This window comes from Kolteria novifilia, assembly GCA_007748055.1.
GTDB classification, from domain to species: Bacteria; Planctomycetota; Planctomycetia; order Kolteriales; family Kolteriaceae; genus Kolteria; species Kolteria novifilia.
The window spans coordinates 5,078,115-5,104,289 of the sequence record CP036279.1 but is presented as its reverse complement, the minus strand read 5'-3'; the positions used below and the strand labels follow the sequence as shown (position 1 = coordinate 5,104,289).

Genomic DNA, 26,175 nt, shown 5'->3' with positions numbered 1-26,175 from the left:
ACCTGCCGGTTTGGAAGGTATAGTTCTCCGGTTCAGCACGCGCCGTCCTCCTCCGCGGATACCTTTCACTCCATGCGACCATCGGAACGAATGCTCGCGCTCGACGTCCTGCGCGCCGTCGCTGTCCTGCTCGTGATCGGGCGACACGTCTACGTGAAGGACGGGATGACGGTGCTCTCCAGCGCGTGGCAGCGAGGTGGTTGGATCGGCGTCGATCTTTTCTTCGTGCTGAGCGGCTTTCTGGTCTCGGGGCTCCTCTTTCGCGAATTCGAACGCGAAGGGTGCGTCAATATCCCCCGCTTTCTCATCCGTCGTGGGCTGAAAATCTACCCCGCGTTCTTCTTCTTCCTCGCCATCACTGGACCGCTGCTGGTGGCGCAAAACCCCGCGATTGGCTGGAGCGAGATCACCGGCGAGGTCTTCTTCCTGCAAAACTACATGGGCGGGCTCTGGCACCACACCTGGTCGCTGGCGGTGGAGGAACACTTCTATCTCGGGCTCGCGTTGCTCGTCGGGGTGCTGCTCTCGCAGCAAACGCCCTCGCCCTTAATGGCCCTTCCGCGCATCTTGTTCACGCTCGCGGGTCTCATCTTGCTGCTTCGCCTGGCGAACTGGAGCGTCTACTGGAAGCACAATAGTTCGCTGACCCACTTGCGGGTCGATGCCCTCGGGTTTGGCGTTTTGCTTTCTTATTTTTGGCAGTTCCATCGCGAACGGATCGAGGCGATCTTTGTTGGGCGACGCTCCCAGCTCGTCCTGCTTGGCGCGGTCCTCTTGACGCCCGCGTTCCTCTGGCCGATCGAGTCGACACCGGCGATTCACACCGTGGGCCTAACCGTCTTCTATTTGGCCTGCGGTCTCATCCTGATGGCGCTGGTCACGAACGGCATCTCGTCCATGCTGCCGATGCGCTCGCTCGGGTATGTCGGCAAGCACTCCTACTCGATCTATCTTTGGCACCTGCCGGTGATCGAATGGATCGTTCGTCCCTCCCGGCTCCTTTGGGAAATGCCTCCGCTGGAGACGATGCTCTTCGTGACCGTCGTGAGCATCGCGATCGGCATCCTCGCCTCCCATCTGGTCGAGACGCCCGTTCTGCGCCTTCGCGACAAGTTCATCCCCTCCGGCACCATCAGGCTCAAGCCACTCACCGTGACCCTCACCCCCGCCATGCTTCCGACGACGCGTCAAACCTAGTCCGCTGGGAACCACAGAGGTCACTCTCCCCGTAGGTCAGGCTATTGCCTGACTCTCGGCGCACTCTTGGGCGGCCCAGGTTGCTTGTCACCCTTGGCGTGCAACGCGAGCAAGAGTCCTCCAGAGAGATGGTCTTCCGCCAGAGAGAACGATAGCGTCCAAAGGGCCTCTTGTGGCTGCGCCACCCCGATTGGCAAGCAATCGGGGCCACCCCAACACTCTCCCCGTAGGTCAGGCTATTGCCTGACTCTCGGCGCACTCTTGGGCGGCCCAGGTTGCTTGTCACCCTTGGCGTGCAACGCGAGCAAGAGTCCTCCAGAGAGATGGTCTTCCGCCAGAGAGAACAATAACGTCCAAAGGGCCTCTTGTGGCTGCGCCACCCCGATTGGCAAGCAATCGGGGCCACCCCAACACTCTCCCCGTAGGTCAGGCTATTGCCTGACTCTAGGCGCGCTCTTGGGTGGCCCAGGTTAGTCGTCACCCTTGGCGTGCAACGCGAGCAAGAGTCCTCCAGAGAGAGGGTCTTCCGCCAGAGAGAACGATAGCGTCCAAAGGGCCTCTTGTGGCTGCGCCACCCCGATTGGCAAGCAATCGGGGCCACCCCAACACTCTCCCCGTAGGTCAGGCTATTGCCTGACTCTTGAAGACGGAAAGCCGTTCGCGTCAGGCAATGGCAAGACCTACGAAGAGACTCATCCCGGCAGATATCCCTTGGCCAGCTCGCCGTAGCTCGTCACTTGCTCGTCGATCCAGTCCTGATCGCGACCGAGCTCTTCCGCCAAGAGCGCCGCCGCACGGGGAGCGGCGTCGATCGAGGCCCGGGCGTCGAGCAGAAGACTTCGCGTCCGCCGCGCGAGGACATCCTCGAGCGTCCGCGCCAACTCGTGCCGAGCTGCCCACGTCACTTGCCCCTCCGCGTACGGCAAGCGCGGATGCAGAAGCTCCTTCCGTGTCCCCTCCTCGAGAAACGTCATCACCTCGGCGGCCTCGGCCCCGTACATCTGCAAATGACCCGCTCGGGGCAGGGCGGTGTCGTCGCGACTCATCCAGCCGTGCAACTTGAGATCCTTCGTCTTGCTCGGACGATCGGGCAGGCCGGCTACCGTGATCGCGTGATTGATCGTGTCTTCGGCCATCCGGCGGTAGGTCGTCCACTTCCCGCCCATGATCGACACCAGCCCCGACGGCGAAATCTCCACCAGATGCTCGCGTGAGATCTTCGCGGTCGCCGACTTGGCCCCGCCCGGATGAACCAGCGGCCGTTGCCCGGCAAAAATGCTCAGGATGTCCGACTCGCTCGGGTCTCGTTGCAAGTACCGTGCGGCGTTGCGAAGGATGAACTCGACCTCCTGCTTCGTCGCGGTCGGTTCGAGTTCGGGGGTCTCCATCGCGGTGTCGGTCGTGCCGACCAGCACGCGTTCGTGCCACGGAATGACAAAGAGGACGCGGCCGTCATCGGTCTGCGGCACCATGATCGCGGTGTCGGTCGGCTGAAACGACTTGTCGAGGACGATATGGACGCCCTGGCTCGGGGAGATCACCGGCTCGGCGACGGTGTCGTCCATCGCCCGCACCCGGTCGGCGAAGATCCCGGTCGCGTTGATGACGACTTTGCTTCGCAGTTCGTAGCTGGTGTCGGTCTCGGTGTCGATCGCCCGCACGCCGGCGACCATGCCGTTGTCCTTGATCAACTCGTCGACGCGGACGTAGTTGAGCACCGTCGCGCCGAGATCGGCCGCGGTCCGGGCGAGCGTGGTCGATAGCCGGGCATCATCGAACTGGGCATCGTGATACATGATGCCCCCTTGAAGGTGTTTCTGTTCGATGTTGGGGATTCGCCGCAGGGTCTCCTCGTGGCCGAGATGCCGCGAGTGGGCGATGTTGAGTTTCCCCGCGAGCATGTCGTAGAGCTTCAGGCCGATCCCATAGAAGGGGCCTTGCCACCAGTGGTAGATCGGGACAACGAACGCGAGATCGTGGACCAAGTGCGCGGCGTTGTGGCAGAGCAGGCCGCGTTCGTAGAGGGCCTCGTTGACGAGCGAGATGTCTCCCTGCTTGAGGTAGCGGACGCCGCCGTGGACGAGTTTGGTGCTCCGGCTCGAGGTCCCCTTGGCGAAGTCGGCCTGTTCGAGCAGCAGCGTGCGAAACCCGCGTGCTTGGGCATCGACCGCCGCCCCAAGTCCCGACGCACCGCCGCCGATGACGATCACGTCCCACGACCCGTTGGTCAATTCCCCGATCATCCGCTCACGGTCCATGGTCGTTCTCCCGGCCCTTCCCCCACGACGTTGCATCACGCCGCTCCCACCTTGAGCATAGCAACTCAGGAGTAGGGTGGGGCTGAGTCCAAGGTCCCATATGATGGCCCTCAGTCAAAATGCGTTGGGTGCCGACAGCCATTCGTGTCAGGCAATGGCCTGACCTACGGTCTTCCGAGTCGGCTGGGGCATCGTTCCCATTGCGGGAGTAAGTTCGTAGGGCGGGTCTTGACCTACCATGTCTTGACCGTGTCGTAGCCTGGGGCATCTCCCCGGCTCTGGGACGAAGACGTTTTCAAGGACACAGGACACAGATCACCACGCCGGGGGGCATCCCATGAAATCGACGACGCGTCATCTCACGTTCACCATCCCCGAGCGGATGGACTTTCTCAACATCACGCCGCAGGTCCGCGAGATCGTTGCCGAGAGCGGCGTGCAGGAGGGCCTTTGCCTCGTCAACGCGATGCACATCACCGCGAGCGTCTTCATCAACGACGACGAGCCGGGGCTGCACCGCGACTACAAGAAGTGGCTCGAGGAACTCGCCCCCTTCGACCCGTCGCCCGACAAGTACCACCACAACCGCACCGGCGAGGACAACGCCGACGCCCACCACAAACGTCAGATCATGGGCCGCGAGGTCGTCGTCGCGATCACCGCTGGCAAGCTCGACTTCGGCCCCTGGGAACAGATCTTCTACGGCGAGTTCGACGGCAAACGCCCGAAACGGGTGCTGGTAAAGGTGCTTGGAGAGTGAGGGGACCATGGGCAACATCTTCCGCTATATCGCCGATGACGCTCTCGTCGCTCTGGATGATGCGGAGTGTCAGTATTGTGGCACCGAGAGTGAGCCGGTCCAGCAGCCCGTTGATCCAATCGCCGCCAGCTGCGAACGGTCCTATTGACCAATCTCGGCGTCGGAAAACCTCGACGAATCGACGGATTCGCCTGCGCTATTACTCTTTGATCTTGGCCACGATTCCTTGTTCTCGCCTTGGCCCGATTAGATCAACGGCCTCCCAACTCAACCTGCCCGTTGGGTGATTCCGGCAGCGAATCGCATAACGCCTGTTAGGGGGGGCGACTCGCCGAGGACGTTCGGGAGGTCTCTTGCCATGGTCGGTGGCGAACATGACGACGCGGGAACCAATCGCATCGTCCCTTCTCCCCTTTGCTTCGCGGGTTAGTATCAAGGCGACTGATCGAGTCGACGAACGAAACAGCGTCAACGTGAGGACGAACGATGAACTGCAACGTGTTGCCTATCGCCGCCGGGCTCCTGACTCTGGGGATAGGCGCGTCGATGTCTCGGGGCGAGTCGAGTGAGGAGTCGATCCAATTCACTCCCGTGGCGATGAAGGTGATGAAGCCGCCGATCGCGGTGAAGGGGTCCGATGGTCGATTCCATGTCGTCTACGAACTGAAACTGGCCAACGCGAGTCCGATCACGTGCAACCTCGAACGGTTGGCGGTGTTGACGGGAGACGGGAAAGAGATCGCGACCTACGTCGGCGAGAAGCTTGCCGCCATCACGTCGCTGCTCGGTGGTCGCGATCCCGTATCGGTGATCGGAGCTCATCAGATGGCGGTGGTATGGATGCACTTGTCATTCGCTCCCGGCAGTGTTCCCAAGCAGATCGAGCACGAGTTGACCATTGGATCGGAGAAGGGAACGATCACGGAGAAGGGGGGCGAGAGCGAGGTTTCCGATGACGTGATCACGCTCGGGCCTCCGCTCGAAGGGGAACGTTGGGTCGCGGTCGATAGTTGTTGCGAATCACTGACTCATCGTCGGGCGTTGATGGGGCTCAATGGACACCTCTATCTCGCTCAACGGTTCGCGATCGACTGGGAACAGCTCAACGATCAGCACCGGACATCGAGTGGCGACCTCCAGAAGGTCGAGAGCTATTCCTGCTATGGCAAGCGAGTCTTCGCCGTCGCCGACGCGGAAGTGGTGGCCGCGGTCGACGAGTTCCAGAACCAGGTTCCGGGTGGGCTACCTGGCAAACTGCCTCCCGAGGAGATCGACGGCAACCACATCATTCTCAAGCTTGCCAACGGTCCGTTCGCTCTCTACGCTCACCTCAAGCCCGGGAGCTTGAGGGTCAAGTCGGGCCAGCGGGTCAAGCGTGGCGAGGTGATCGCCCAGGTAGGCAACACCGGAAACACGAGCGCGCCGCACCTTCACTTTCACGTCATGTCGAGGCCGTCCGCGTTGGGATCCAACGGGATTCCCTACGTGATCGACGCCTTCGAGGTGACGGGGATCGTTCCCAGTATCGACACTTACAACAAGATGGAAGACGAGGGCGGCGTGGTTCCGGTTAACGCACTCCCCGAGCCGAGAGCGTGCGTCGACGAACTGCCGATGCAGCTCTCGGTCGTCCACTTTCCCACGATCGGCGAGTGACCACGCGTCGACGGACGCCAGGCGACCGAAGATCCTCGAAGGCTGCCGTGATCAGGTGACGTTCTTGGTGATCCACCAACTTCGGTGGGGGCGTTTTCGCTGGAAGTCGGGCGGGACGGTTTGGCCGGTGATTTCGCGAATGCCCGTCGCCTGGATGCTGGCTTCATCGAGCTGGAATTTGCGGCAGTTGGTCGAGAAGAAGACCGCTCCGGAAGACTGGAGCCGCTCGAGCGCCAAGTTCAGCAGTTCTGGATGATCGCGGCGGATGTCGAAGTCGGTCCGCGCCCTCTTGCTGTTGGAGAAGGTGGGCGGGTCGACGACGATCAGGTCGTAGATCTGTCGCTCGCGCCGAGCGAGTCCCCCTAGGAATCCCATCGCGTCGTCGCGCACAAACTGGTGCCGATCCCCTTCGAGCCCATTGGCGACGAGGTTCTCTTTCGCCCAGCGGAGGTAGGTTTCCGAAAGGTCGACCGTCGTCGTGGTTCGCGCTCCGCCGGCGGCCGCGTAGACCGTGAACGAGCCGGTGTAGCCGAAGAGGTTGAGCACCCGGCAGTCGCTTGATCGCTCACGGATCATCTTCCGTGCCTCGCGGTGATCGAGAAAGAGCCCCGTGTCGAGATAGTCGGTGAGATTGACGCGAAAGCGGAGGTCGTTCTCCGTGACGATGAAGGTGTTGCCCGTTTCGGCCTGACGACGGTACTGACTGCTGCCGCGTTGGCGTTGACGCTCCTTGACGAAGATCTTGTCGCTGGCGACGTCGAAGACCGAGGCGATCAGTTCGAGGATCTGGTCGAGCCAACGATCCTGCTCGAAGTCAGAGCGGTCGTGGGGACGTTCGAACTCCGAGACGTGGACGCGACCATCGTAGAGGTCGATCGCGAGCGGTGTCTCCGGAAGATCGCGGTCGTAGACGCGGTAGCACGTGATGCCCTGTCGGCGAGCCCACTTTCCCCAGTGTTTCGCCATCTTCCGCAGACGGTTGGCGAACATCTCGAGCTGCGGCTGCCAGCGATCGATCACGCGAGGAGGCTTCGGCGCGTCGCCGGCGTCGTCGGTCGCTTGGATCGGCTCGGGCGGCTCCTTTCTCTTCGGGGCTCGCAATTCATAGCGGAGAAGCCGGCACTCGATCGGCCCGTTGTAGAGGACGACTCGTTTGGAAGTTCGCAGGCCGACGTGCTTGGCGGCTTCGAGATTCCCGGTCAGGAGGAACGCGACATCACCTCCGAAGCCCTGTTTAAGCACGTCGCCGATCCGGCGGTAGAGGGCCGATGCCCGGGCGATTTTGAGCCGCTCGTCGTAGGGTGGGTTCATCACGACGATCCCCGGGGGGCCGTCGGGACGCGAACGGGGGGCGCTGGCGTCGTGAAGATCCGCGACTTCGAAACGGATGTCGTCGTCGACCCCGGCCCGAAGGGCGTTGCTCCGAGCCCGCTGGATCATCTCTGCGTCGCGGTCGCGCCCGAGGAGCATGGCGTCGCAGGAGGGCCGAATCGCGTCGCGAGCCTCCTCCTTGATCCGCTTCCAAAGCGCGACGTCGTGGTTGGGCCAGCGTTCAAATCCGAAGGAGGACCGTGAAAGCCCCGGCGCGATGTTGCGTGCCTGGAGCGCGGCCTCGATCAGGAAGGTTCCCGATCCGCACATGAGGTCGACGAAGTTGGCGGGAGGTTGCCATTCGGACAGCGCGACGATGCCGGCGGCGAGGACCTCGTTGAGCGGGGCTTCGGAGGTCGCCAGTCGGTAGCCACGCTTGTGGAGCGATTCGCCCGACGCATCGAGGTAGATGGTCGCTTCGTTGTTGACCAGATAGAGCCCGATGCGGAGGGTCGGGTTCTTGAGATCGACGCTCGGTCTGTTCCCCGAACGATCGCGGAATTGGTCGACGATCGCGTCCTTGGCGAGCTGGGCGGCGTAGAGCGAGTGGGTGCAGAAACTGTTGTGGACAATCGCGTCGACAGCGAGTGTCGCTTCCTCGACGAGGTGGTCCCGCCAGTCGACCTCGCGGAATCCATCGTAGAGGGAGCTCTCGTCGGTGGTGCGAAAGGTGTGAATCGGTTGCAGAACCCGGATCGCGGTACGGCACCAAAGGTTCGCCTGGTAAAGGATTTCCCGGTCCCCGGTGCAACGGACGAGCCGGTTGTGGACCGAGAGATCGCGGGCGCCGACGGTGGCGAGTTCCTTCGCGAGGACCGGCTCCAGACCGGTGAGCGTTCGAACGTGAATGGGTAGCGACGCTCGAGTGGTTTCCATGGAACTTGATCGTGAGCTGATGGTGGGACTCCATTCTCGCGTTGAAGGGCTCACTTCAGCGTCGTGAGATTTGCGTCGAGAATTGCATTGGTCGAATGTTGATCGATGCTTTATCTTTCTAAGGTACGGGGAAGTTGATGGGCCGGCTTCCCTTCTTCTCGAACGACTCAATGACCGACAGCCAGAGCACTTCCGTGCGGATGGTCTGGATTGGCGATGGCGAAGCGTCGACGGGTGCCGTCGTTGGCGATGAATCGTTTGTCGGCCGACGTGGGGGGCACGTCGGCCGAGTCCGTTTGGAGCCGATTGAACTGGGGGGAATCGACGATGAGGATGCGGCGAACGACGAACGGACTGGGGTTCACTTTGGTGGAACTCTTGGTGGTGATCGCGATCATTGGAGTTCTCGTCGCGCTCCTCTTGCCCGCGGTGCAGCAGGCGCGCGAATCGGCTCGGCGCACCCAGTGCTCCAGTCGGATGCGCCAGCTCGGCATCGCGATGCAGAACTACGTCGAGAGTCACGGCGTCTATCCGTTTACCAGCACGTGGGCGACCGGAAGCTCCAACGCGACTTGTCCCGCGTCGGCAGTCCCCATTCCGAACAATCGAGCGCACAATTGGGTCGAATTCATCCTTCCCTACGTCGAAAAACAGCAAGTTTTCGACCGAATTGACTTCGATCAGAACAATTCCCAGACAGGGAACGCCCAACTGCTCACCAGCCAGAAGTTCTCCTTCATCACCTGCCCGAGCAATCCCTACGCCGACTCGACGACAACGGTGGACAATGCGGTCTACTGCTGCGGTCCAACGGAGCAGCAGGGGCTTCACTACGTCGTTTCGGCGGGAACCTCGCGGCCGGACAATACGACGCCCGACTGCCCTTCGCTCAACTCGTTTTGCAGCACGACCGCGAACATTTGGCAGTGCTCGCACGAGTACAACAGCGACCAACCCGGTATCTTCGCGCTGCGGGGAATCTCGCGGATTCGAAACGCCGACGTGAGCGATGGACTCAGCAAGACGTTTCTCCTTGGGGAACGCAACGCCGAGCTGACCCGGCACGGAGGGGCCTTCTCGACGATCTTCCCCGCGGCGTACATGGCGCAGCGACTCAATTCCCCTTCCGCGGACCCAGGGAACACCTCTCTCTATCGCCAGAACGCTGGTTTCTCGAGCCACCACCCCGGCGGGGGGCACTTCGTCATGGCCGATTCCTCGGTGAAGTTCATCTCCGATGCGATCGACTTCAATGTCTACTGTTTGCTCGGTGACAGGAACGACGGGAATATCGTCGAGGCGCCGTAGCACTTTCCTTGGAAGAGGATGAGCGAGTGAACCACCATTTCTCGCGCCTTGGGCGCTCTGGTCGACCCGGTGTCCTGGCGGTTCTTCCGCTTCTTTGCGCTGGATTCCTTGGATGTTCGAGCCGTCCCACGGTCGATATCGAGCTGGCCCCCGTTCGAGGAACCGTTACCTACAAGGGGGAGCCGCTCACTTCCGGCATCATCAGTTTCATGCCGACGGCAGCCAGCGGTAGTGGCAACGTGGCGACGGGCAAAATCGGTTCTAGCGGGCGGTTCACTCTTCAGGTCTTCAAGGGCGTCGACGGAGTTCCCCCGGGCGAGTATGTCGTCGCGATTCAGTCATGGGCCGAGCCACCAGGGATGACCGACGACGGCGGCGTCATTCCTGGGAAGTCCATGATTCCCGAACGATACGGCAACGCCGAGGAGTCGCAGTTAACGGCGACCGTCGTTCCGGGAGAGACCAACGAGCTCACCTTCGCCCTGGTCGACTAATCATCCCCGATCGCGCGTGTTGTCCTCTCGACACCTCTTCCCCTAAAACATGGATCGTCTTCGCGGTTCCGCCATCACCTTCAGCGACAGGGAGGTCTTGCCATCGCTGCCTTGTTCTCGTTCGCCGTCACCATGTTTCTCGTTGGCCAGCCGAATGCGACGCAGACCGCGAAGGAGGCGAAGCAGGATCGTTGGGAGCCGGCGATCCAGAAGTTCGAAAAGGCGGACCGCGCGGAGCCGCCTCCCAAGGGAGCCAATCTCTTCGTCGGTAGTTCCAGTATCGTTCGCTGGCCCTTGGACGAGTCGTTTCCGGGGTACAAGGTGATCAATCGCGGCTTTGGTGGTTCGCAAGTCAGCGACTCGCTGCGCTATGCCGATCGCGTCATCCTGCCGTATGAGCCGAGCGTGGTGGTGATCTACGCGGGTGACAACGATGTCGCGGCCGGCGTGACCCCGGAGAAGATCGCGGAGAACGTGGAGACGCTGGTCGAGAAGGTTCACGCCGCGCTGCCGAAGACGACGATCGTCTTCGTCGCGATCAAGCCCTCCATCAAACGGTGGAACTTGGTCGACAAGGTGAGCGCCGCCAACAAGCTGGTGATGCGGCAGGCCAACGGCAAGGACTACTTCGAGTACCTCGACATCTTCAAGCCGATGCTCGACAAGGAGGGGCACCCCCGTCCGGAACTCTTCGCAAAGGATGGGCTGCACCTGAGTCCCACGGGCTATGATCTCTGGGACGAACTCGTTGAGCCCTATTTGACGAAGAGCCCCGCCGTGGCAAGCGACGCGAACTGATGGCGACGGTTGCCGCATCGGCACCACGTCGCCGCGCTTTCTTGGGCCCCTCGCGTTCGGCCCTGGACTCTCCATGTGATTGCGAGCCAGCCGGCCCAATCGAGACGATTGGAATTCACGGCCACTCGGCGACCTCTGTCGCGATCTTGATCACCGAGAACGATTCGTTGTCGGTCGAACCATCACGAACCACCAAACATTGGAGCCGCAGTGAGTCATTCAATCCGTTCGCTTCCGGGCATCGATCTCTTCAAGTTGACCGACCGAGTCGCCCTGGTCACGGGGGGCTCGAAAGGGTTGGGGCAGGCGATGGCCGATGGGCTCGCGTCCGCGGGAGCCAAGGTCGCGCTAATCAGCCGTCATCTGGACGAAGCCGAAGCGGCGGCCAAGGAGATTGCCCAACGCCACGGGGTGGACACGATGGGCCTCCGTGCGGACGTTTCTAGTCCCGAGGAAGTGGAGCAACTCGTCCAGCGCGTCGACGAGCGATTCGGGCGGCTGGATATCCTGATCAACAACGCGGGGATCAACATCCGTGGGCCGATCGACGAGCTATCCCTCGACGAGTTTCGTCAGGTCCAACAGATCAACGTCGACGGCATCTGGCTGACGTGCCGAGCGGCGTTACCACATCTGAAGAAGTCCGGGCACGGCAGGATCATCAACCTCGCGAGCACCTTGGGGTTGGTGGGGCTCGCCAATCGAACGCCTTACGCGACGAGCAAGGGTGCTGTCGTCCAACTGACCCGCGCGCTCGCGCTCGAGTTGGCCGAGGACGGCATCGTGGTCAATGCCATTTGCCCCGGACCTTTTCTCACGCCGATGAACGAGCCGATCGCCGATTCCGAGGAGGCGAAGAAGTTTATCGTCGGGGCCGTCGCGCTCAATCGCTGGGGGCGGTTGGAGGAGATTCAGGGAGCGGCGATCTACTTGGCCAGCGACGCCGCCAGCTATACGACGGGGAGCATGCTCGTCGTCGATGGTGGTTGGACGGCACGCTAGAGCACTGATTGGTTCGCTCATTGCGCAAGAGCTTCTGGGTGCCATTCCCATATTGGCCGTGGGCACCCGGAGAACACCGTTGATACGGCAAGATCCCGCACCAACGAGGAAAAACACGTGACAAGAGACCGAATTGGCGTCGCCGTGGTGGGAACGGGCTTCATGGGCTGGGTCCATGTGGAGGCCCTACGGCGTATCGGTGTCACGATCGTCGGCGTGTGCGGATCGAGTCCGGCCAAGTCGAAAGCCGCGGCGGAGGAGTTCGGTCTATCTCGCGCGTACGATTCGTACGAGGACGTGCTCGCCGACGAAGAGGTCCACAGCGTCCACATCGGTACGCCAAACCGTTGGCATTTCCCGATGGCCAAGAGTGCCCTGCTCGCCGGCAAGCACGTGATGTGCGAGAAGCCGCTGGCCATGACGTCGGCCGAATCCGCAGAACTGGTTCGTGTTGCCAGCGAGCATTCCCAACTCGCCGCGGGCGTCAATTACAACCTCCGCTTCTACCCGCTTTGTCTTGAGGTTGGTCAGCGAATTCGTCGCGGCACGCTCGGTGACGTCGTTCACGTTACCGGTAGCTATGTGCAAGAGTGGCTGACGCTCGCGACCGACTACAACTGGCGCGTGCTGGCGCGGGAAAACGGGGAATTGCGAGCGATCGCCGACATTGGGACCCACTGGCTCGATCTGGTCCAGTCGATGACCGGCCTGGAGGTCGAAGCGGTCCTCGCGGACCTGAAGACGGTTCATCCGGTGAGGTACCGTCCGAGCGGGGAGGTCGAGTCCTTCAGCGGCGGGGCCAAGCAAGAGGCGACCGAACCGGTGTCGGTCACGACCGAGGACTATGGAGCGGTTCTGCTTCGCTTCCGAGGCGGCGCGCGAGGTTGCATGCACGTCTCGCAAGTCGCTCCAGGGCGCAAGAACTGCCTGCGTTTTGAGATCGCCGGTTCCCACGAAACGCTCGCGTGGAATAGCGAACGACCGAACCAGCTCTGGATCGGACATTGCGATCGACCCAACGAGGAGCTCCTTCGCGATCCGGCACTTCTGACGGGACCCGCCCAAGCGGCCGCGGCTTACCCGGGAGGTCACAACGAGGGATACGCCGACTCGTTCAAGCAGTGTTTTCGAGCCTTCTACGACACCATCGCCGAGGGGGGCGTCGACGAGCCTGCGACGTATCCGACCTTTGCCGATGGACACCGAGAGGTGCAGTTGTGTGAAGCGATTCTGGCGAGCCACCGCGCCCAACAGTGGACCGCGGTCGGCGAACCTGGCTGAGCCCCGATCCCCCGCCAAGAGAGAACTCCCCTTGGGATCAGTGATAGAGCTCGACCGGATCGACCACCAAGACTCGGCGGACCGCGGCCACCGATGCGAGCAGGCACATCGCGATCGTCAGGATCGAAACCAGAAGGACTCGCTCTGGAGTCACCTGGATCGAAAGGCGAGACGTTTCTTCGAGCGTTTGGAACAGAAGCGATCCCAGTAGGGCTCCCGGAATGAGTCCGGCGACGCCGAAGAACAATGCTTGCGTCAGGACGACGCTGGCGATGTAGAGATTGGAGTAGCCGATCGCTCTGAGCATGGCGAACTGCTTGATGTTGTCCTTCACCTCGTTGTGGATGACTTGGTAGCTCAGGAGTATCCCGACCACGAACGCCACGAAGAGGCTCACCAGAAAGATTTGCCCGGCGGAGGTGTTCTTCATCCAGTGACGGTGCTCGGCGTGAGCTAACTCCTCCTTGGTGAGAACATCGATGTCTCCGGGAAGCGACTTGATGATGCGTTCTTTGACTTGCGACGGCGACGCGCCCTCGCGGAGGTCAATCGCCCCGAGATGAACGCGTTGCGGACTCTGTTCGGGGAAGTAGCGAAAGAAGTTGCTTTCGTGCATGACGAGATTGCCGTCGAACTGAAAGTCGGGTCCGAGGGTGAAGTTGCCGACCACCTCGACGCGTTGACCATTGAGTTCCGCCATCGTTCCTGGTGATACGTCTCCGAAGAAGTGACGCGATAGCTTGTCGAAGCTTGCCGTGTTGCTCTTTCGAAGTTGACTCGCGGCGGCCTCCAAACCGGGAAGCTCGATCGCACCTTCGTTGACGTTGGCGCCAATCACTCGGATTGTTCGATTGAGTTTCGTCCCGACGCTCCGCCAGGTTCCCCACGATTCAAGTTGAATCGGATGCACCGCGCTGACTTCGGGAAGCATGAGCGCTTGTTGTAGTCGCGCGCGGGGGAAGGTGATCCCGACGCCCAAGTTGTGCCGAGCCTTACTCCGAACGACCAGATCACCGGAGAAGGAGACGATTAACCGCGACATCGAGTCGAACAAGCCCAGCATGAACCCGAGCTGACTGAACATCAGCAGTGAACAGAATGCGATCACGGAGATCGAGACGGCCACGCGCCGGGGATGCGCGAGCAACATCAGCACGCTGACGGGCGTGCGACACCCTCCTAGACCGGGGTGTCCATCGGGGCGCGAGCGCGTCGACTCGGACTTCGGACTTGTAGCGACGGGTTTCACAACGATTTCCCAGTGCCAATGTGACCGTCGAGAGGTCGGTTCCTGTCGATTGAGCCGGCGGGCGCGGTCACCGTGTCGCGACGTCCCGGTCCCCAAGGTTCCCTTACAACGGCGTGCCGGGATGAAGCCGGCCGTCGTCCATCGCGATGATCCGATCGGCGACGTCCATCGTTCGAGGGTCGTGGGTGACCGCGATCATCGAGCAGCCCTCGGCGTCGACCAGATCGCGAAACATCGCCAGCATCCGTTCGGTCGACTTGTTGTCGAGCGCCGCGGTCGGCTCATCGGCGAGTAGCAATCGCGGGCGGTTCACGATCGCCCGCGCGATCGAGACCCGTTGGCATTCGCCGATTGACATGGCGTTGGGGCGATGACCGAGGCGGTGCCCAAGGCCAACCTTCGTGAGAGCGTCGGCCGCTTTGTCGCGATTCTCCCGGCAAACGCTCTTGAGCTCGAGAGCCAGGGAGACGTTCTGCGAGGCGGTGAGCGCGTCGAGCAGGTTGTGCGTCTGAAAGACAAATCCGATCTCGCGCCGGAGAGTCAAACGATCGGCGCCGCTCGCGCATGCCAACTCTTTCCCCAGGACTTCGAGCGATCCGCGCTGGATCGTTCTCAGGGCTCCGATCAGGGTGAGCAACGTCGTTTTGCCAGAACCCGATGGGCCCGTGAGCATCACGATTTCGCTCTCGGCGATGTCGAGTGAGAGACCGTTGAGCACGGGTAGGGAGCCGCCTCCGGAGACGTAGTCGTAGTGGATTTCGCGAGCGCGAACGACCTGGCTCCCGGCAGGTCGTTCGCCGGCATCCTCGTTCGCCTCCGTCGTCCGCTCGGCGGTTGAGTCGAGCGTGACGGCATCGTCTTTGGAGGCAAGCACCTCGGAAGTCCGCATGGTCAACCCTCAGAAAAGCTCCGCCGGCTCGAGACGCCGCAGACGTGTCGTCGCCGCCAGGGCGGCCAGGAACGACGTACCGGCCAACAATGATGCCACGAATAGTAGGCGCTCCGCGGTCATCACGATCGGCATCCTCGACATCTCTTCGAGGACTTTGTAGAGGAGGACCGACACGGTGACCGCGGGAATGAACGAGACGACAAGGATGAACGCCGTCTGTCTCAAGACGACGCCGCGCACGAATCCCAGGGAATAGCCCAGGGCGTGAATCGTGGCGAACTCGCGAAGTCGGTTGGAGACCTCGGTGCAAAGGACTTGATAGATCACGATGACGGCGAGCGCGAGCGCGATCACCACGTTGCTGCCGAAGATCACGCCCACCGGGCGGACAAAGAGTAGGTGGTGACGTTCGCGATGCTCCAAGTCGGTACGGGTAAGGACTCGAACGTCCTTGGGAAGGTCGGCGTTCATCAACGCGGCGACTCGTTCGGGGTCCGCCCTGTCGGCCAGCCGGATCAAGCCGAGCGTCGCCGTGCCGACGTTCTCGCGGCCGAAGAGTTGATCGTACGTTTGGTGGCTGACCACCGCGAGACCTGGCGCGACGATTCCCGGACCGATCTCCAAGTCGCCCACGATCCGGCAGCGTTGTCCGATGACTTCGGGGCGGCTACCGACTCCCCAGTCGCCGTAGACGTTCATCGACAGCGAGTCCATGAGCAGCGACCGGTCATCGCGGACGAGTGAGGCTCGCTCGTTGAGTTCCGCTTCGCGAAACGTGTCCGCGTTCGGATCGATCCCGACGATAAGGGTGAAGTGGCTCGTCCCTTCCTGAATGTTGCGAAAGAGACCCGACCGAACCCGCACCGGCTCGACCGAGTCGATCGCGTCGTAGCGACGCAGGTAGTGAAGGCGTCGGACGGAGAATCGGTCGGGTTCGAGTTGCCAACTGTATCGCGACGAGACCAACGCCAGGTCGAAGTCGAGCGCGGAGTAGAGACGAACCGCGTTGTGAGTCATGCCGTGGAAGATGCCAAGATGCACGAAGAGCAGTGTGGTCGCCAAGCTGAGCCCGAGAGCCGTGACGGCCAGTCGCGCCTTGTGTTGTTGCAGGTTCAGCCAGGTGAGCGGCGTCCGCATTCAGGCATCTCGTTCAATCGTGACGTCGACTTGTAGGTGGATCAGCTTCAGGGCGGTCGTGGGATCTTCGAGTCGAATCCACGCTTCGATCACCCGCGAGTCGGTTGGCGCGGTCGGATCGATGTCGAGCACGTCGTTTTTGTGAATGAGCGACGAGATCCGTTCGATGCGACCGGTCAACTCTTCCGAAAGTGCGTCGCTGACGATTCGTGCTTTCTGCCCAATATTCAAGTGCTTGGCATCGGTTTCGTAGACCTCGGCGACGACATAGGCCCGATCGACCTCTCCGATCTGTAGGAGAGGGCGACCATCGACCGACTCACCGCCGAAGCAGTTGATGCGGAGCACGCAACCCGCCGTAGGGGACCGGACGATCGTCCGTTCGAGTCGGGCCTCGGCGAGTTTCACTCTTGCCTCGAGCGCCGCCAGATTGACCGACGCGCGCGCTTCCGCGAGTTTCGCTCGACGGGACTCCAGCACCGACATCGCCTCGGTCCGCTGAACTTCTTGGTCCTTCTCGACGAGAGTCAGCGAGTGCTCGCTGATGAGGAGCTCCTGCGCTTTGACCGCTCGAGCTAGTTCGGACTTTTCGAACTCCTCCTTGGACATCGTGCGCGAACGATGCAGCGACATGGCCCGTTGAAAGCTGAGGTCGGCATCCTTGTGCTCGACCTGCTTGAGATCACGCTGCTCCCTGGCGATGCGAATCTCGAGGGGAACGACCGTTTCGATGCGTTCGAGTGACACGGTACTCGACGCGAGCTCCGACTCGGCGACCGCGATGCGAGCGGCAAGCAATTCCTTCGCGCCCTCATACTCGGCTCGGGCATTGGCGACGGCCGCGAGAGCTTCCTCGTGTCGTTCCAGGAAAGCTAGGACGTCATCCTGAGCGACGATGCTTCCCTCCTGGACGACCAGCTTGTCGACGATGGCCGGGGGGATCGCTCCCACGTCGATGATCCCATCACCCGGAACAATTCTCCCCAAGCAGGTGATTGCCGTCGGTGTCGAGACGAGAGCATCGATCGAGGACTCTCCACGGACCTCCGCGGTCGGAGGCATCGCGAATCGAACACCAACTCCGGCGAGAAGGATCCCGACGGTCGTGGCGAACACCAGTCGGCTCCTCCCGTTGGTGGACCCGACACGCGTTCTCGTGGGGAACGTGGAATTCATGGGAGCTCCAGAAGAGCGAGGGGGCGCTTGCTTGGAACGTTCCGTTGCCAATAGGAGTCGTCATGACTCCGTCGACCCGAGTCGTGTTCAAGTCATCCGTGGTCGCGAGGATCCTTTCGGCCTCGACGGGCGGTTCGAAACGCTTCAGCGTTCGGAGGGGTCTTCGGCGAAGCGAGGTCGATTCGCCGCACGCCTTGCGACGATTCGTCAGGACTCTGTTGTGGATTCTCCCCGTGTCATCGCCCACCTTGCTCCCTGAACGCCGATATGGGACGTCCAAATGGTGGTGAAACGTACGGTGAATCGGCTCTTGGTGATTCTCCACGAGCAGTACGTGGGCCGAGCGGATCGACGGAGAAGATCGTCTCGGTTAGCAACGATCAAACTGCTGGCAATAACGATCCGTTCGCTGGAGCTGCGAACAGTTACTCCGATCTCATGGAGGTCAATTGAATCGTGGCCTTGTCGGAACGACAATGTCGTCAGCGATATTCGGAGGCGAATTCACCGAATGTTCACACCATCGTCGTATCGATGCAGGGGCGTCTTCATCCTTCGTTGGCGAACTGGACGAATTTGTCTACGTCGATTCGGTCAGAGGGCGAGATGATGGTGGTCAGACTCGAGATGACCCAGTCGATGATCGCTAGGGAAGTGTGCCAAGAGTTTGCCGGTGGGCAAATTGTCGTGGAGAAGTCTTAGCAAAAGAACTCCCGTGTGGAAAGGCGATGAACACCGGGCGGCCAACCGTGAGACGTGGTAGCGTTCTCCGCTTTCCCAAGTCGATCGTCCCCGCCGGTCGCTTCTCGACTCGCGTTCGGACGGATCTCTGGTCAAGTCACTGAAACCCAGGTCGATCCGCTTGGGAAGCTACTCGTCGTGCCCCTGGTCAACCGACCCGGTGCTCATTGCCAAACCGCTTGAGGGCACGTACACTGAACTCCCTGACCGACAATGGCTTCGGGCCATTTCCCATCTTGGACGGGTGGCAGAGTCTGGCTGATTGCACCGGTCTTGAAAACCGGCGTCCCGCAAGGGACCGGGGGTTCGAATCCCTCCCCGTCCGCTCGACTTATGTCAAATCGCCGTCTCTGAACTACCTGGTGTGTCACGGCAGACCAACTCCTCCATGGCGTCATAGAACCCGTCATCGACATTCGGGTAGTCGTCCATCGTGATCTGTATCGTCGTCTGCATCGACTTGTGACGCATGAGCCGATGAAGGACGGGGATGCCGATCGCTCGGGACCAAACCGACGAGGTTCGGTTGCAGCGTCGCGAGAAGGCGCACGCGTTCGCGCCGACCATCGCCTACATGCTGGTGATTCCGACCTTCTTCTGTTTCATTCCTGGGGTACTGGTTCCGCTGATGGGGCCATTCTTGTACGAGATCCCGCACGCGCCCATCTTCAGTCGACCGCGACGATCTATTTGCCGGTGAGCGTCCAGACGGGGTCGTAGGGTTGTCCCGACGATTCCTCGATGGCCCGAGCGCATCGGGAGAGGAGCACCCCCGCGGGACCGTCCTCGGGAATGTCCGCCAGGATGCGCGCGAGCTTGGCGATCGCCGCGATCGGTCGTTGCTCTTCGAAGTCGGTCAGCGCGGCTTCGTAGTCGGTCGCGTGGACCAACCAGGGTTCGCTTTCGTCCCCGGAGAGCTCAAAGAGATTGATTGGTTGAGAGATGTTGACGACCCGAACGGCGCCGAGACGTCGCCAATAGAGAGCCGGAGACTTTTCCTCTCCCGGAAGCGCGGTGCGGGAGTCGCCAAGAAGGCCGGCGCTGCGCAGCGTCGCGTCGGTCACCAGGAGCGGAACATCCCAAAACTTGGTGGCTCCCTGAACCCGGCTCGCCCGATTGACGGAGTCACCGACTGGTCCGTACTGAACCTTCCGGCGGGAACCGATGTTGCCAACCCGGGCTCGTCCGGTGTTCAGACCAATGCCGACGCGGAGCTCTTCCTTGACCAGGTCGTACCAATCGCGATTGAGTCCCTTGAGACTGAGCAGGATTTCGGTCGCGGCCAGGCAGGCCCGACGAGCGTCGTCGTCTCGTCCCTTGGGGGCACCCCACATCGCGAGGACCTCGTCGCCGCGAAAATCGGCCACGACGCCGCCGTAACCCATGATGATGTTGGAGAACGCCGTCATGATGTCGCGGATCCAGTCGATCGTTCCCTTGGCGTCGTCGAGTCTTTCGCAGATGCGACTCGATCCGCGGATGTCGCAAAAGAGAAATGTCACCTCGTCGAGATCCTGTCCATCGAGGATCTCCGGATTGTTGTCGAGTTCGACGGCCAAGTCCTTGGTGAAGAACTGCTCGAAGCGAGCGCGATTCTCCGCCGAACGCTCCTTGGTGCGAATGACTTCGAGCGCCGTGGAGACGATACTGGCGATGCCCGTCACGTAGCTACAGGTTCCCTCGTCGATCCCCTCGCCGGAGCGTCGTCGATCCGAGTAGAGCACGCCGATGACCGTCCCCTTGGAGTCCAAGAGGGGAGCGACCAGAAACCAGTCCATCGCGGCCATGCTCTGTTGGGAGCCGACAGCCGAGGGAACGGATTCGCTGATGAGCCGGCCACTCTCGCGGGCTCGGTTGAGCACGGTCTGGCTCGGCGTGGGAAGGTCCTCTTCCGTTCTGGTGAATTCCCAGTCGCTTCGATCGGCATGCCAAAGCACGACCTGGGCGAAGTCGACGTCGACTTCCTCTTCCACCGCCTTGGCGGCCGATGCGAAGAGTTGCGGCGGATCCGCGAAGTTCTCGACCATGTCCAAAATGCGATTGAGTTGCCGACGGAGGTCTTCTTCCCGGCCAATTGGCTCGAGCGTCCTGGCGTGGTTGCTGAGCAACTTTCCGACCGATTGGCCCAGCGTGGCGCCGGGACTGAACGGGATTCGCGTCGCTTCCGGCCGAAAACTCGACGTTTCCGATTCGTCGTCTTCGGTTTCCGCTTCGACGGTGATGTGGGAATCGAGCAACTGCAGCCGGGCCGGAAGGGCGATGTCGATCTGCCGACCCGACTCGATCTCTCGATGGGTGGGACGCCCTCCCTCCTCGCGGATCAGGACGGCGAGGACGCCAGCGTTGAGCAGCGTTGCCCGACCAGGGTCGCGAAAGCGTAGAACCAAATGCGTCCGTGAAATCTCGGTTCGATTCGAGATGATGACCCGGGCTTCTTTCCCCTCTCGGACGAAGGTCCGCGCGAGCGGAGGAACCGGGTCCTTGGCTCGGCGCCGTCCGAGAACGATCGGGCCGGCATGCTGGACCGACACTTCTCCCGGGATGCTGTCGCTGGTCACCTTCACAATGAGCATCGGAAGTGATTCCACCCACGGATCTCAGAAACCTTCGCCGTCATGCTCCTTGTCTATCCAAGGTCGCGGCGTTGTCATCATCTTGGTGGCCTTCATTGGCGCTCGCGCGAAATCGAGGCCATGGGCCGAGCCTTCTCCCGGCGAAACTTCATGGTTCCGTCGTTCCAATGGCGGCTTCCGCCGACTTGGGACCGTCGAGGCGCGATTTGACGATCGTCGAGATCGCGTCGGCAACGCCCGGCACGTGGGCGAGTAGATTCTCGAACGCGGCTCGCGAGACGGTGACGCAGTCCAGGGGGGTGGCGGCACGGACGGCCGCTCGTCGCGGTTGATCTTGGTAGAGGGCGATCTCGCCGAACGTCTGGCCGGTCTCGAGCGTGTCGATCACCTTTCCGTCGATGATAATTTCGGCCTTGCCGTCGACGATGAAGTAGACTTTGTCTCCGAAATCGCCCTGGTCGAAGACGAATTGGCCCCGTTCGAAGTGCTCTCGGATGACCGAGTCGGGTTGAAAGATCCGCAGCTCGGCGATGTCCCGAGGCAACATCCAGTCGAGCAGCCAATCGAAGAGGACGCGAATCTTGCGGTCGAGTCCGGGCATCTTCGACACGTAGATGGCGCGCCAGAGGATCCACGCCAGGACTCCCGACACCTTCACGCCCATCACACTGGCGACCGCGCTCATGCGCCCAAGGGACCCGAGTTTTCCCAACCCCGCGAAGGAGAACGTCTTCAGTTCCTTCCCCTGGAGGGACGCGGCGATGTTCTGGGCGCATGTCTTCGCCTGACGAAGGGCGTGTTGGGCCGTTGGAGGAGAACCGGGATCGGACTCGTCATCGTAGCGATCGGTGGTCGGAATAAAGGCGCAATCCCCAACCGCCCACACTCCCTCCCGATGGAGTAGGCGGAGTTGGCGATCGACCGCGATTCGTCCACGCCGCTTTTCACAATCGAGTTCCGCGAGAAGAGGATGCGGTCCCGATGGCACGGTCGCGACCACGGTCCTGGTTGGAATCGCCTCGGTCTGGTCGCTATCCTTGGCTCGACTGAGAGCGCTGGTCGCGGTGACGGCGGTCATTCGGGTGCGGAGTCTGATCTCCACGCCACGGTTTTGGAGAATCCGATGGGCGAAGCCCGCCAGATCCTCTTCCATTTCCGGTAGGATACGGTCACCGCTTTGGAGAAGAATGAACGTGAGATCGTCCTCTTGAATGTTGCGGTAGGCCTTGATCGCGGAGCGGAGCAGATCGTTCATTTCCGCGATACATTCGACGCCGGAGAATCCGCCTCCCGCGACCACGAAGGTCAGCAGTTCCCGACGGTTTTCTGGATCGGTCTCGTTGTCGGCTTCCTCAAGTGTATTGACGAGATGGTTCCGTAGTCGCAGTGCATCCCCCAAGTAGCGAAAGGGGATGGAGTGTTCACGCATCCCCGGAACTCTCGAGTAGTCGAGTTGAGTTCCCAAACCGATCACGAGGTGGTCGTAGCGGATCGTCGCGGTCTGTGGGCGACAGCCGGGAAAGAGGTGGATGGTCTTCTCGTCGAGGTCGATGTTTTGGATCTCACGGCTGTAGAGCCGAGTCTGACGGACGAGTCGTCGAATGGGCGAGATGGCGTGGAGCAGCTCGATGGAGCCGGAAACGACCTCGGGCAGAAGGGGTTGGAAGACGATGTAGTTCTCCCTGCTGACCAGGGAGATCTCGACTTGATCCCGCATCGATTTGGGGAGCGCCCTTTCCAAGTACATGGCGGTGTAGACGCCCGCGAAGCCGCCACCCAGGATGACGACGCGTTTTTGCGGTGATGCCATATTCTTGACGCTTCCTATGTTGCGAAGATGAATGCCGGACCGTAGCTTAATCGGGAATGGCTCCCGCTCACAAGCTCGAGCTTTTTGTGGAGCGATCAGGGCGCCTTTGAGCACCACACTCGTTGCTGGGAGCGTGGAGCGGCGAGAGCTCCGGGTTTGATCCGCGAACCCCGGGAATTGAGTTCGTCACGAGGAGGTACCAAACCGTGGCAGTCGTCATGCCTGTCGCCGAACTCGATCCCAAGGAGGGAGACGAGCACCCAGACGCATCGGTGCTTCCATTCTTCTCGCTCTTCCAAATGCTTAAGAAGGTGCCGAGCTTCGACAAGTATCCGGGAACATGGGTGCTTCGGCGCTATCGCCCGGGGGATGTCGTTTGCGAACAGGGGGAAACCGGTTCGACGGCCTTCTACATCCTGTCGACGGAAGACCTCCATGCCTTTCGAAATGCCCAACTCGAGTCGAATCCCGACGACGCGGAACTGCGCGCCGAGGTCGACGCGCTGGCGAAACGAATCGAGATGCTCGCCGGCCTCGACGGGGAGATCGCCCGCGATGAACGCCACAGCGCGTTCGCGCATCTCGACACCGGGAACTTGAGGCCGGAGCCGCGACCGGAGGGCATTTGGGATCGCATCGGAGCCGCGCTCTTTGGCTCGCGCCGCGCGGCCGAGCGGCCGATCCCGGAATTTATTCCCAATGACGGCCCCACCGACATCAATGCCATCACCGGCATCGCCCCGATGTACGAAGGGGAGATTTTCGGCGAGTCGAGCTGTCTGGGCCGCGTTCCGCGATCGGCCACGGTGATCGCGTCACGCGACTGCTACATGCTCGAGATGGTCCGAAGCATCATGGACAAGATTGTCTCCGATCGAAACTATCAGGACAAAGCCGAGCAAAAGTACAAGGACCGCGTCTTCGAGATCCACCTCCGACGCGAACCGCTCTTTTCCAAACTTTCGAGCGATCAGTACAAGATGGTTCAGTCGGTCGCGGAACTCATCTTCATCGAACCGGGTGACGTCCTCTTCGACGAGTTCGAGAAAGCCGACTCGGTCTACGTGATTCGTCGTGGCACGGTGGCCGTGATCAAGGGCATCCTGCTCGATCGTGAGTCGATCGCTCCGGACCGCTGGAAACTGCTCTTTCAACGGGTGCACCGAGCCAGTGCTGAGCCCGATGATCCACGCTCGCTCCTTTGGGCATGGCTTTCGGACTCGACGCGGCAAGCGATCGAGGAGGGCAAAGCCAGCGACGTGGCCGTCAAGTCGGACATGGTCGGGGCGCTCAACCGCCTCATGACGAACGTCACGTATTTTGGATGGAGTTTTCTCTCCGAAGCCGGTCGTGCCGATCTGCTCAAGGGAGAAGAGTCGAGGACGCTTACCAAGGAGGCGAACACGGCCCTCCATCAGTTCCTGCAGGAGCGAGGGACCTACTTCCATCGGCTCATCGACGAGACCATCACCGGCGAGTTCCCGAGGGCCGACAACGGTGTCATCAAGGTCGCGTCGATGTCGCCTCTCCAGCACCGCCTCTTGGGGCGACACCTGGTGGCGAGCCTCTTTCCCGAAGCGGTGCCGCAGCCGACGGTGCCGGTCACGCTGGCTTACCGCTCGCGTGGAGAGTGCATCGGGGAACTTGGGGTGATCGACGACGCTCCGCGTACCGCCAGTTGCGTCGCTTACGATCACCCGGCGGACTTCGATCGCAAGATCGCCGAGTACAAGAAGTATCTCGCCAGCCGCGTCGAGTTGGTGCGGATCCGTCGAGACGACTTTCAGCGAATTCTCAGCCATTCGCCCGCGGTGCGGGCGGAGGTGGAGAAGATCGCCGAGGGGCGGCGCTCCAACACCGAGACCACGGCGATGCGTGGTTGGCAAGCGGAGATGCCGAGCGCGTCGCCCCGCTATCATGAGCTTGGGTTCTTTCAGGGCCAGCAGCTCATGTTGATCGATCTCGATCGCTGTGTCCGCTGCGGGGACTGTGTTTCCGCCTGCAAGAACACCCACGATGACGGCCGGACGCGTCTTTTTTTGGACGGCCCTCGTTTCGAGAACCGCTACCTCAGCCCGGCGACTTGCCGGAGCTGCCGCGATCCGGTCTGCATGATCGGCTGCCCGGTTGGTTCGATCACGCGCGGGGGCAATGGCGAGATCATCATCGAGAATTGGTGTATCGGCTGCAAACTTTGCGCGGAGCAATGTCCCTACGACTCCATACAAATGCATGAGATTCTCCCCTCGGAGCGCAGGCAACAGCAGGAAGCGACGTCCGTTTCCCGCGAGGTCAAGGAAGTGAGCCATCGGGCGGTGGTCTGCGACTTGTGCTCCACGCTGCCGACTGGCCCGGCGTGCGTTAGCATGTGTCCTCACGACGCGGCGCGACGTCTCGATGGAGTGACTCGGTTCTGAGCCGGTCGCCACCGCGGACGGAGAAGATGCACCGTCGCCAGAAGGCGGAACCTCGCATGAATCGATACCGCCGCTGGCGAATGACGTCGCGGCCTTGGACGTGAGAGCATGCTCCTCGACTCGACCCATCGAAACTGGATCATCACGGTTGTCGTCCTGACGGCACTCGCGACCGCGACCTACGTCCCCTATGCCTTGCTGGCCGTCAACGGTCCGACGGGCGGCTCCGGACCGGGCATGGTTTACGGCGTGCTGGCGACCGCGCTGATGGTCTTTCTCGGCCTCTTGAACCTTCGCAAGAGGTTTCCCCGTTTGGCACTGGGCCGGGCCCAGACTTGGCTCCGAGCCCACATTTGGCTTGGCCTGTTGACCTTTCCCTTGCTGCTCTTTCATGCCGGGTTCGGTCTGGGAGGACCGCTGGAGATCGCGCTTTGGATCTGCTACGGCATCGTCATGCTCAGTGGCATCTTCGGTGTTCTGGTACAGCACGCTCTGCCGCGTGGCATGACCGATCGCGTCGCCCGCGAAACGATCTACGAACAGATCCCGCACGTGTGCGCGGTCATCCAAGCCGAGGCCGATGTCCAGGTCTCGGCTCTCTGCGGTCCCATCGAATGCGAACCGTCACCGCTGCTCGAGCGACGGTGGACGAAACTACGTGGCCCGCGGCCGAAGAAGGGCGAACCCATCCCCAAAGCGAAGATGGCCACCGATGTCTTGGTCGTCGGGAAAACCGAGTTCGATGACTTGAAGCAGCGCGTCTACGTGAGCGAAGCGATTCCGCCCGAGACCGACGCGGAAGAGTATGTCGAACCGGACGTCATCGAGGGAGCTCCCGGAAGCGACTCGGTGCGGTCGTTTTACACGGAAGAACTGCGACGCTTCCTCGGTCCCGAGAAAATGTCGCGCAGTCCGCGGCGCTGCCTGACGGTGATCAACGCGTTCGGTCGCCTTCACGCACAAGTCGCCGCGACCGGTCCGCTTCATCATCTCGTGGAGAAACTCGAAGACTTTGCCGATCTGCGGCGCCAGTTGGCCGAACAGGCGCGGTTGCAATCGTGGATGCAGCAGTGGTTGCTCCTCCATGTGCCGCTTTCGGTCGGCTTGTATGTGTTGATTGTCGCTCACGTGATCACGGCCGGGTACTACTGAGACTCGCGTCGGCTCTCAGATCGTTGG

The 26,175-nt window shown here is 61.6% G+C and carries 20 protein-coding genes and 1 tRNA gene; 12 read left to right on the top strand and 9 right to left on the bottom strand.

The window, feature by feature from the left end:
* Nucleotides 1-72: 72 nt before the first annotated feature.
* A complete protein-coding gene (locus Pan216_RS18725) occupies nt 73-1,197 on the top strand; it encodes an acyltransferase family protein (RefSeq protein ID WP_145260250.1) in 1,125 nt (374 codons plus the stop codon).
* A 692-nt stretch (nt 1,198-1,889) separates the two neighbouring features.
* Here Pan216_RS18725 and Pan216_RS18720 read toward each other — a convergent pair.
* A complete protein-coding gene (locus Pan216_RS18720) occupies nt 1,890-3,455 on the bottom strand; it encodes a glycerol-3-phosphate dehydrogenase/oxidase (RefSeq protein ID WP_145260248.1) in 1,566 nt (521 codons plus the stop codon).
* A 337-nt stretch (nt 3,456-3,792) separates the two neighbouring features.
* Between Pan216_RS18720 and Pan216_RS18715 the strand changes: the two genes are divergently transcribed.
* Nucleotides 3,793-4,215: a secondary thiamine-phosphate synthase enzyme YjbQ gene (locus Pan216_RS18715; protein ID WP_145260246.1), complete on the top strand. Its 423-nt coding sequence runs from the start codon at nt 3,793-3,795 to the stop codon at nt 4,213-4,215.
* Between the two features lie 486 nt (nt 4,216-4,701).
* A complete protein-coding gene (locus Pan216_RS18710) occupies nt 4,702-5,871 on the top strand; it encodes a M23 family metallopeptidase (protein ID WP_145260244.1) in 1,170 nt (389 codons plus the stop codon).
* Between the two features lie 51 nt (nt 5,872-5,922).
* On the opposite strand, the gene rlmKL is transcribed toward Pan216_RS18710, so the two are convergent.
* Nucleotides 5,923-8,118, bottom strand: coding sequence for a bifunctional 23S rRNA (guanine(2069)-N(7))-methyltransferase RlmK/23S rRNA (guanine(2445)-N(2))-methyltransferase RlmL (rlmKL, locus tag Pan216_RS18705; protein WP_145260243.1), 2,196 nt, complete (start codon nt 8,116-8,118; stop codon nt 5,923-5,925).
* Nucleotides 8,119-8,285: 167 nt separating this feature from the next.
* On the bottom strand, nt 8,286-8,516 hold the full coding sequence (locus tag Pan216_RS28495; RefSeq protein WP_419192711.1) for a hypothetical protein: 231 nt from the start codon (nt 8,514-8,516) through the stop codon (nt 8,286-8,288).
* Between Pan216_RS28495 and Pan216_RS18700 the strand changes: the two genes are divergently transcribed.
* The 5 genes from Pan216_RS18700 (at nt 8,503) to Pan216_RS18680 (ending at nt 13,001) form a co-directional block, all read left to right on the top strand.
* Nucleotides 8,503-9,426, top strand: a complete 924-nt coding sequence (locus Pan216_RS18700) for a DUF1559 domain-containing protein (protein WP_419192710.1) — start codon at nt 8,503-8,505, stop codon at nt 9,424-9,426. The two genes, Pan216_RS28495 and Pan216_RS18700, sit on opposite strands and share 14 nt — an antisense overlap.
* 26 nt (nt 9,427-9,452) lie before the next feature.
* A complete protein-coding gene (locus Pan216_RS18695; RefSeq protein ID WP_145260239.1) occupies nt 9,453-9,920 on the top strand; it encodes a hypothetical protein in 468 nt (155 codons plus the stop codon).
* Nucleotides 9,921-10,052: 132 nt separating this feature from the next.
* Nucleotides 10,053-10,718, top strand: a complete 666-nt coding sequence (locus Pan216_RS18690) for a GDSL-type esterase/lipase family protein (RefSeq protein ID WP_145260237.1) — start codon at nt 10,053-10,055, stop codon at nt 10,716-10,718.
* A gap of 222 nt (nt 10,719-10,940) precedes the next feature.
* On the top strand, nt 10,941-11,720 hold the full coding sequence (locus tag Pan216_RS18685) for an SDR family NAD(P)-dependent oxidoreductase (protein WP_145264124.1): 780 nt from the start codon (nt 10,941-10,943) through the stop codon (nt 11,718-11,720).
* Between the two features lie 117 nt (nt 11,721-11,837).
* On the top strand, nt 11,838-13,001 hold the full coding sequence (locus Pan216_RS18680; RefSeq protein ID WP_419192709.1) for a Gfo/Idh/MocA family protein: 1,164 nt from the start codon (nt 11,838-11,840) through the stop codon (nt 12,999-13,001).
* A gap of 37 nt (nt 13,002-13,038) precedes the next feature.
* On the opposite strand, the gene Pan216_RS18675 is transcribed toward Pan216_RS18680, so the two are convergent.
* The 4 genes from Pan216_RS18675 to Pan216_RS18660 all read right to left on the bottom strand — a co-directional run bounded on the left by Pan216_RS18675 (nt 13,039) and on the right by Pan216_RS18660 (nt 17,395).
* A complete protein-coding gene (locus Pan216_RS18675) occupies nt 13,039-14,250 on the bottom strand; it encodes an ABC transporter permease (RefSeq protein ID WP_145260235.1) in 1,212 nt (403 codons plus the stop codon).
* 103 nt (nt 14,251-14,353) lie between these two features.
* Nucleotides 14,354-15,124 (bottom strand): ABC transporter ATP-binding protein, encoded by a 771-nt coding sequence (locus Pan216_RS18670; RefSeq protein ID WP_419192708.1) that lies wholly within the window; start codon nt 15,122-15,124, stop codon nt 14,354-14,356.
* Nucleotides 15,125-15,148: 24 nt separating this feature from the next.
* Nucleotides 15,149-16,279, bottom strand: coding sequence for an ABC transporter permease (locus tag Pan216_RS18665; protein ID WP_145260231.1), 1,131 nt, complete (start codon nt 16,277-16,279; stop codon nt 15,149-15,151).
* Nucleotides 16,280-17,395, bottom strand: a complete 1,116-nt coding sequence (locus tag Pan216_RS18660) for an efflux RND transporter periplasmic adaptor subunit (protein WP_419192707.1) — start codon at nt 17,393-17,395, stop codon at nt 16,280-16,282. It lies immediately after the preceding gene.
* 1,039 nt (nt 17,396-18,434) lie between these two features.
* Here Pan216_RS18660 and Pan216_RS18655 point away from each other — a divergent pair.
* Together Pan216_RS18655 and Pan216_RS18650 are read left to right on the top strand one after the other, a co-directional pair.
* Nucleotides 18,435-18,521 (top strand) — tRNA-Ser (locus Pan216_RS18655).
* A gap of 165 nt (nt 18,522-18,686) precedes the next feature.
* Nucleotides 18,687-18,896: a hypothetical protein gene (locus Pan216_RS18650; protein WP_145260226.1), complete on the top strand. Its 210-nt coding sequence runs from the start codon at nt 18,687-18,689 to the stop codon at nt 18,894-18,896.
* On the opposite strand, the gene Pan216_RS18645 is transcribed toward Pan216_RS18650, so the two are convergent.
* Complete coding sequence (locus tag Pan216_RS18645) at nt 18,883-20,769, bottom strand: adenylate/guanylate cyclase domain-containing protein (RefSeq protein WP_145260224.1); 1,887 nt, start codon at nt 20,767-20,769, stop codon at nt 18,883-18,885. The genes Pan216_RS18650 and Pan216_RS18645 overlap by 14 nt on opposite strands.
* Nucleotides 20,770-20,917: 148 nt before the next feature.
* Complete coding sequence (locus Pan216_RS18640; RefSeq protein WP_145260222.1) at nt 20,918-22,579, bottom strand: FAD-dependent oxidoreductase; 1,662 nt, start codon at nt 22,577-22,579, stop codon at nt 20,918-20,920.
* A gap of 206 nt (nt 22,580-22,785) precedes the next feature.
* Between Pan216_RS18640 and Pan216_RS18635 the strand changes: the two genes are divergently transcribed.
* Both Pan216_RS18635 and Pan216_RS18630 read left to right on the top strand, forming a co-directional pair.
* The gene (locus tag Pan216_RS18635) at nt 22,786-24,996 is read left to right on the top strand and encodes a 4Fe-4S binding protein (protein ID WP_419192706.1); all 2,211 of its coding nucleotides are present in this window, start codon (nt 22,786-22,788) and stop codon (nt 24,994-24,996) included.
* A 108-nt stretch (nt 24,997-25,104) separates the two neighbouring features.
* On the top strand, nt 25,105-26,148 hold the full coding sequence (locus Pan216_RS18630) for a hypothetical protein (RefSeq protein ID WP_145260220.1): 1,044 nt from the start codon (nt 25,105-25,107) through the stop codon (nt 26,146-26,148).
* The last annotated feature ends 27 nt before the right edge of the window (nt 26,149-26,175 follow it).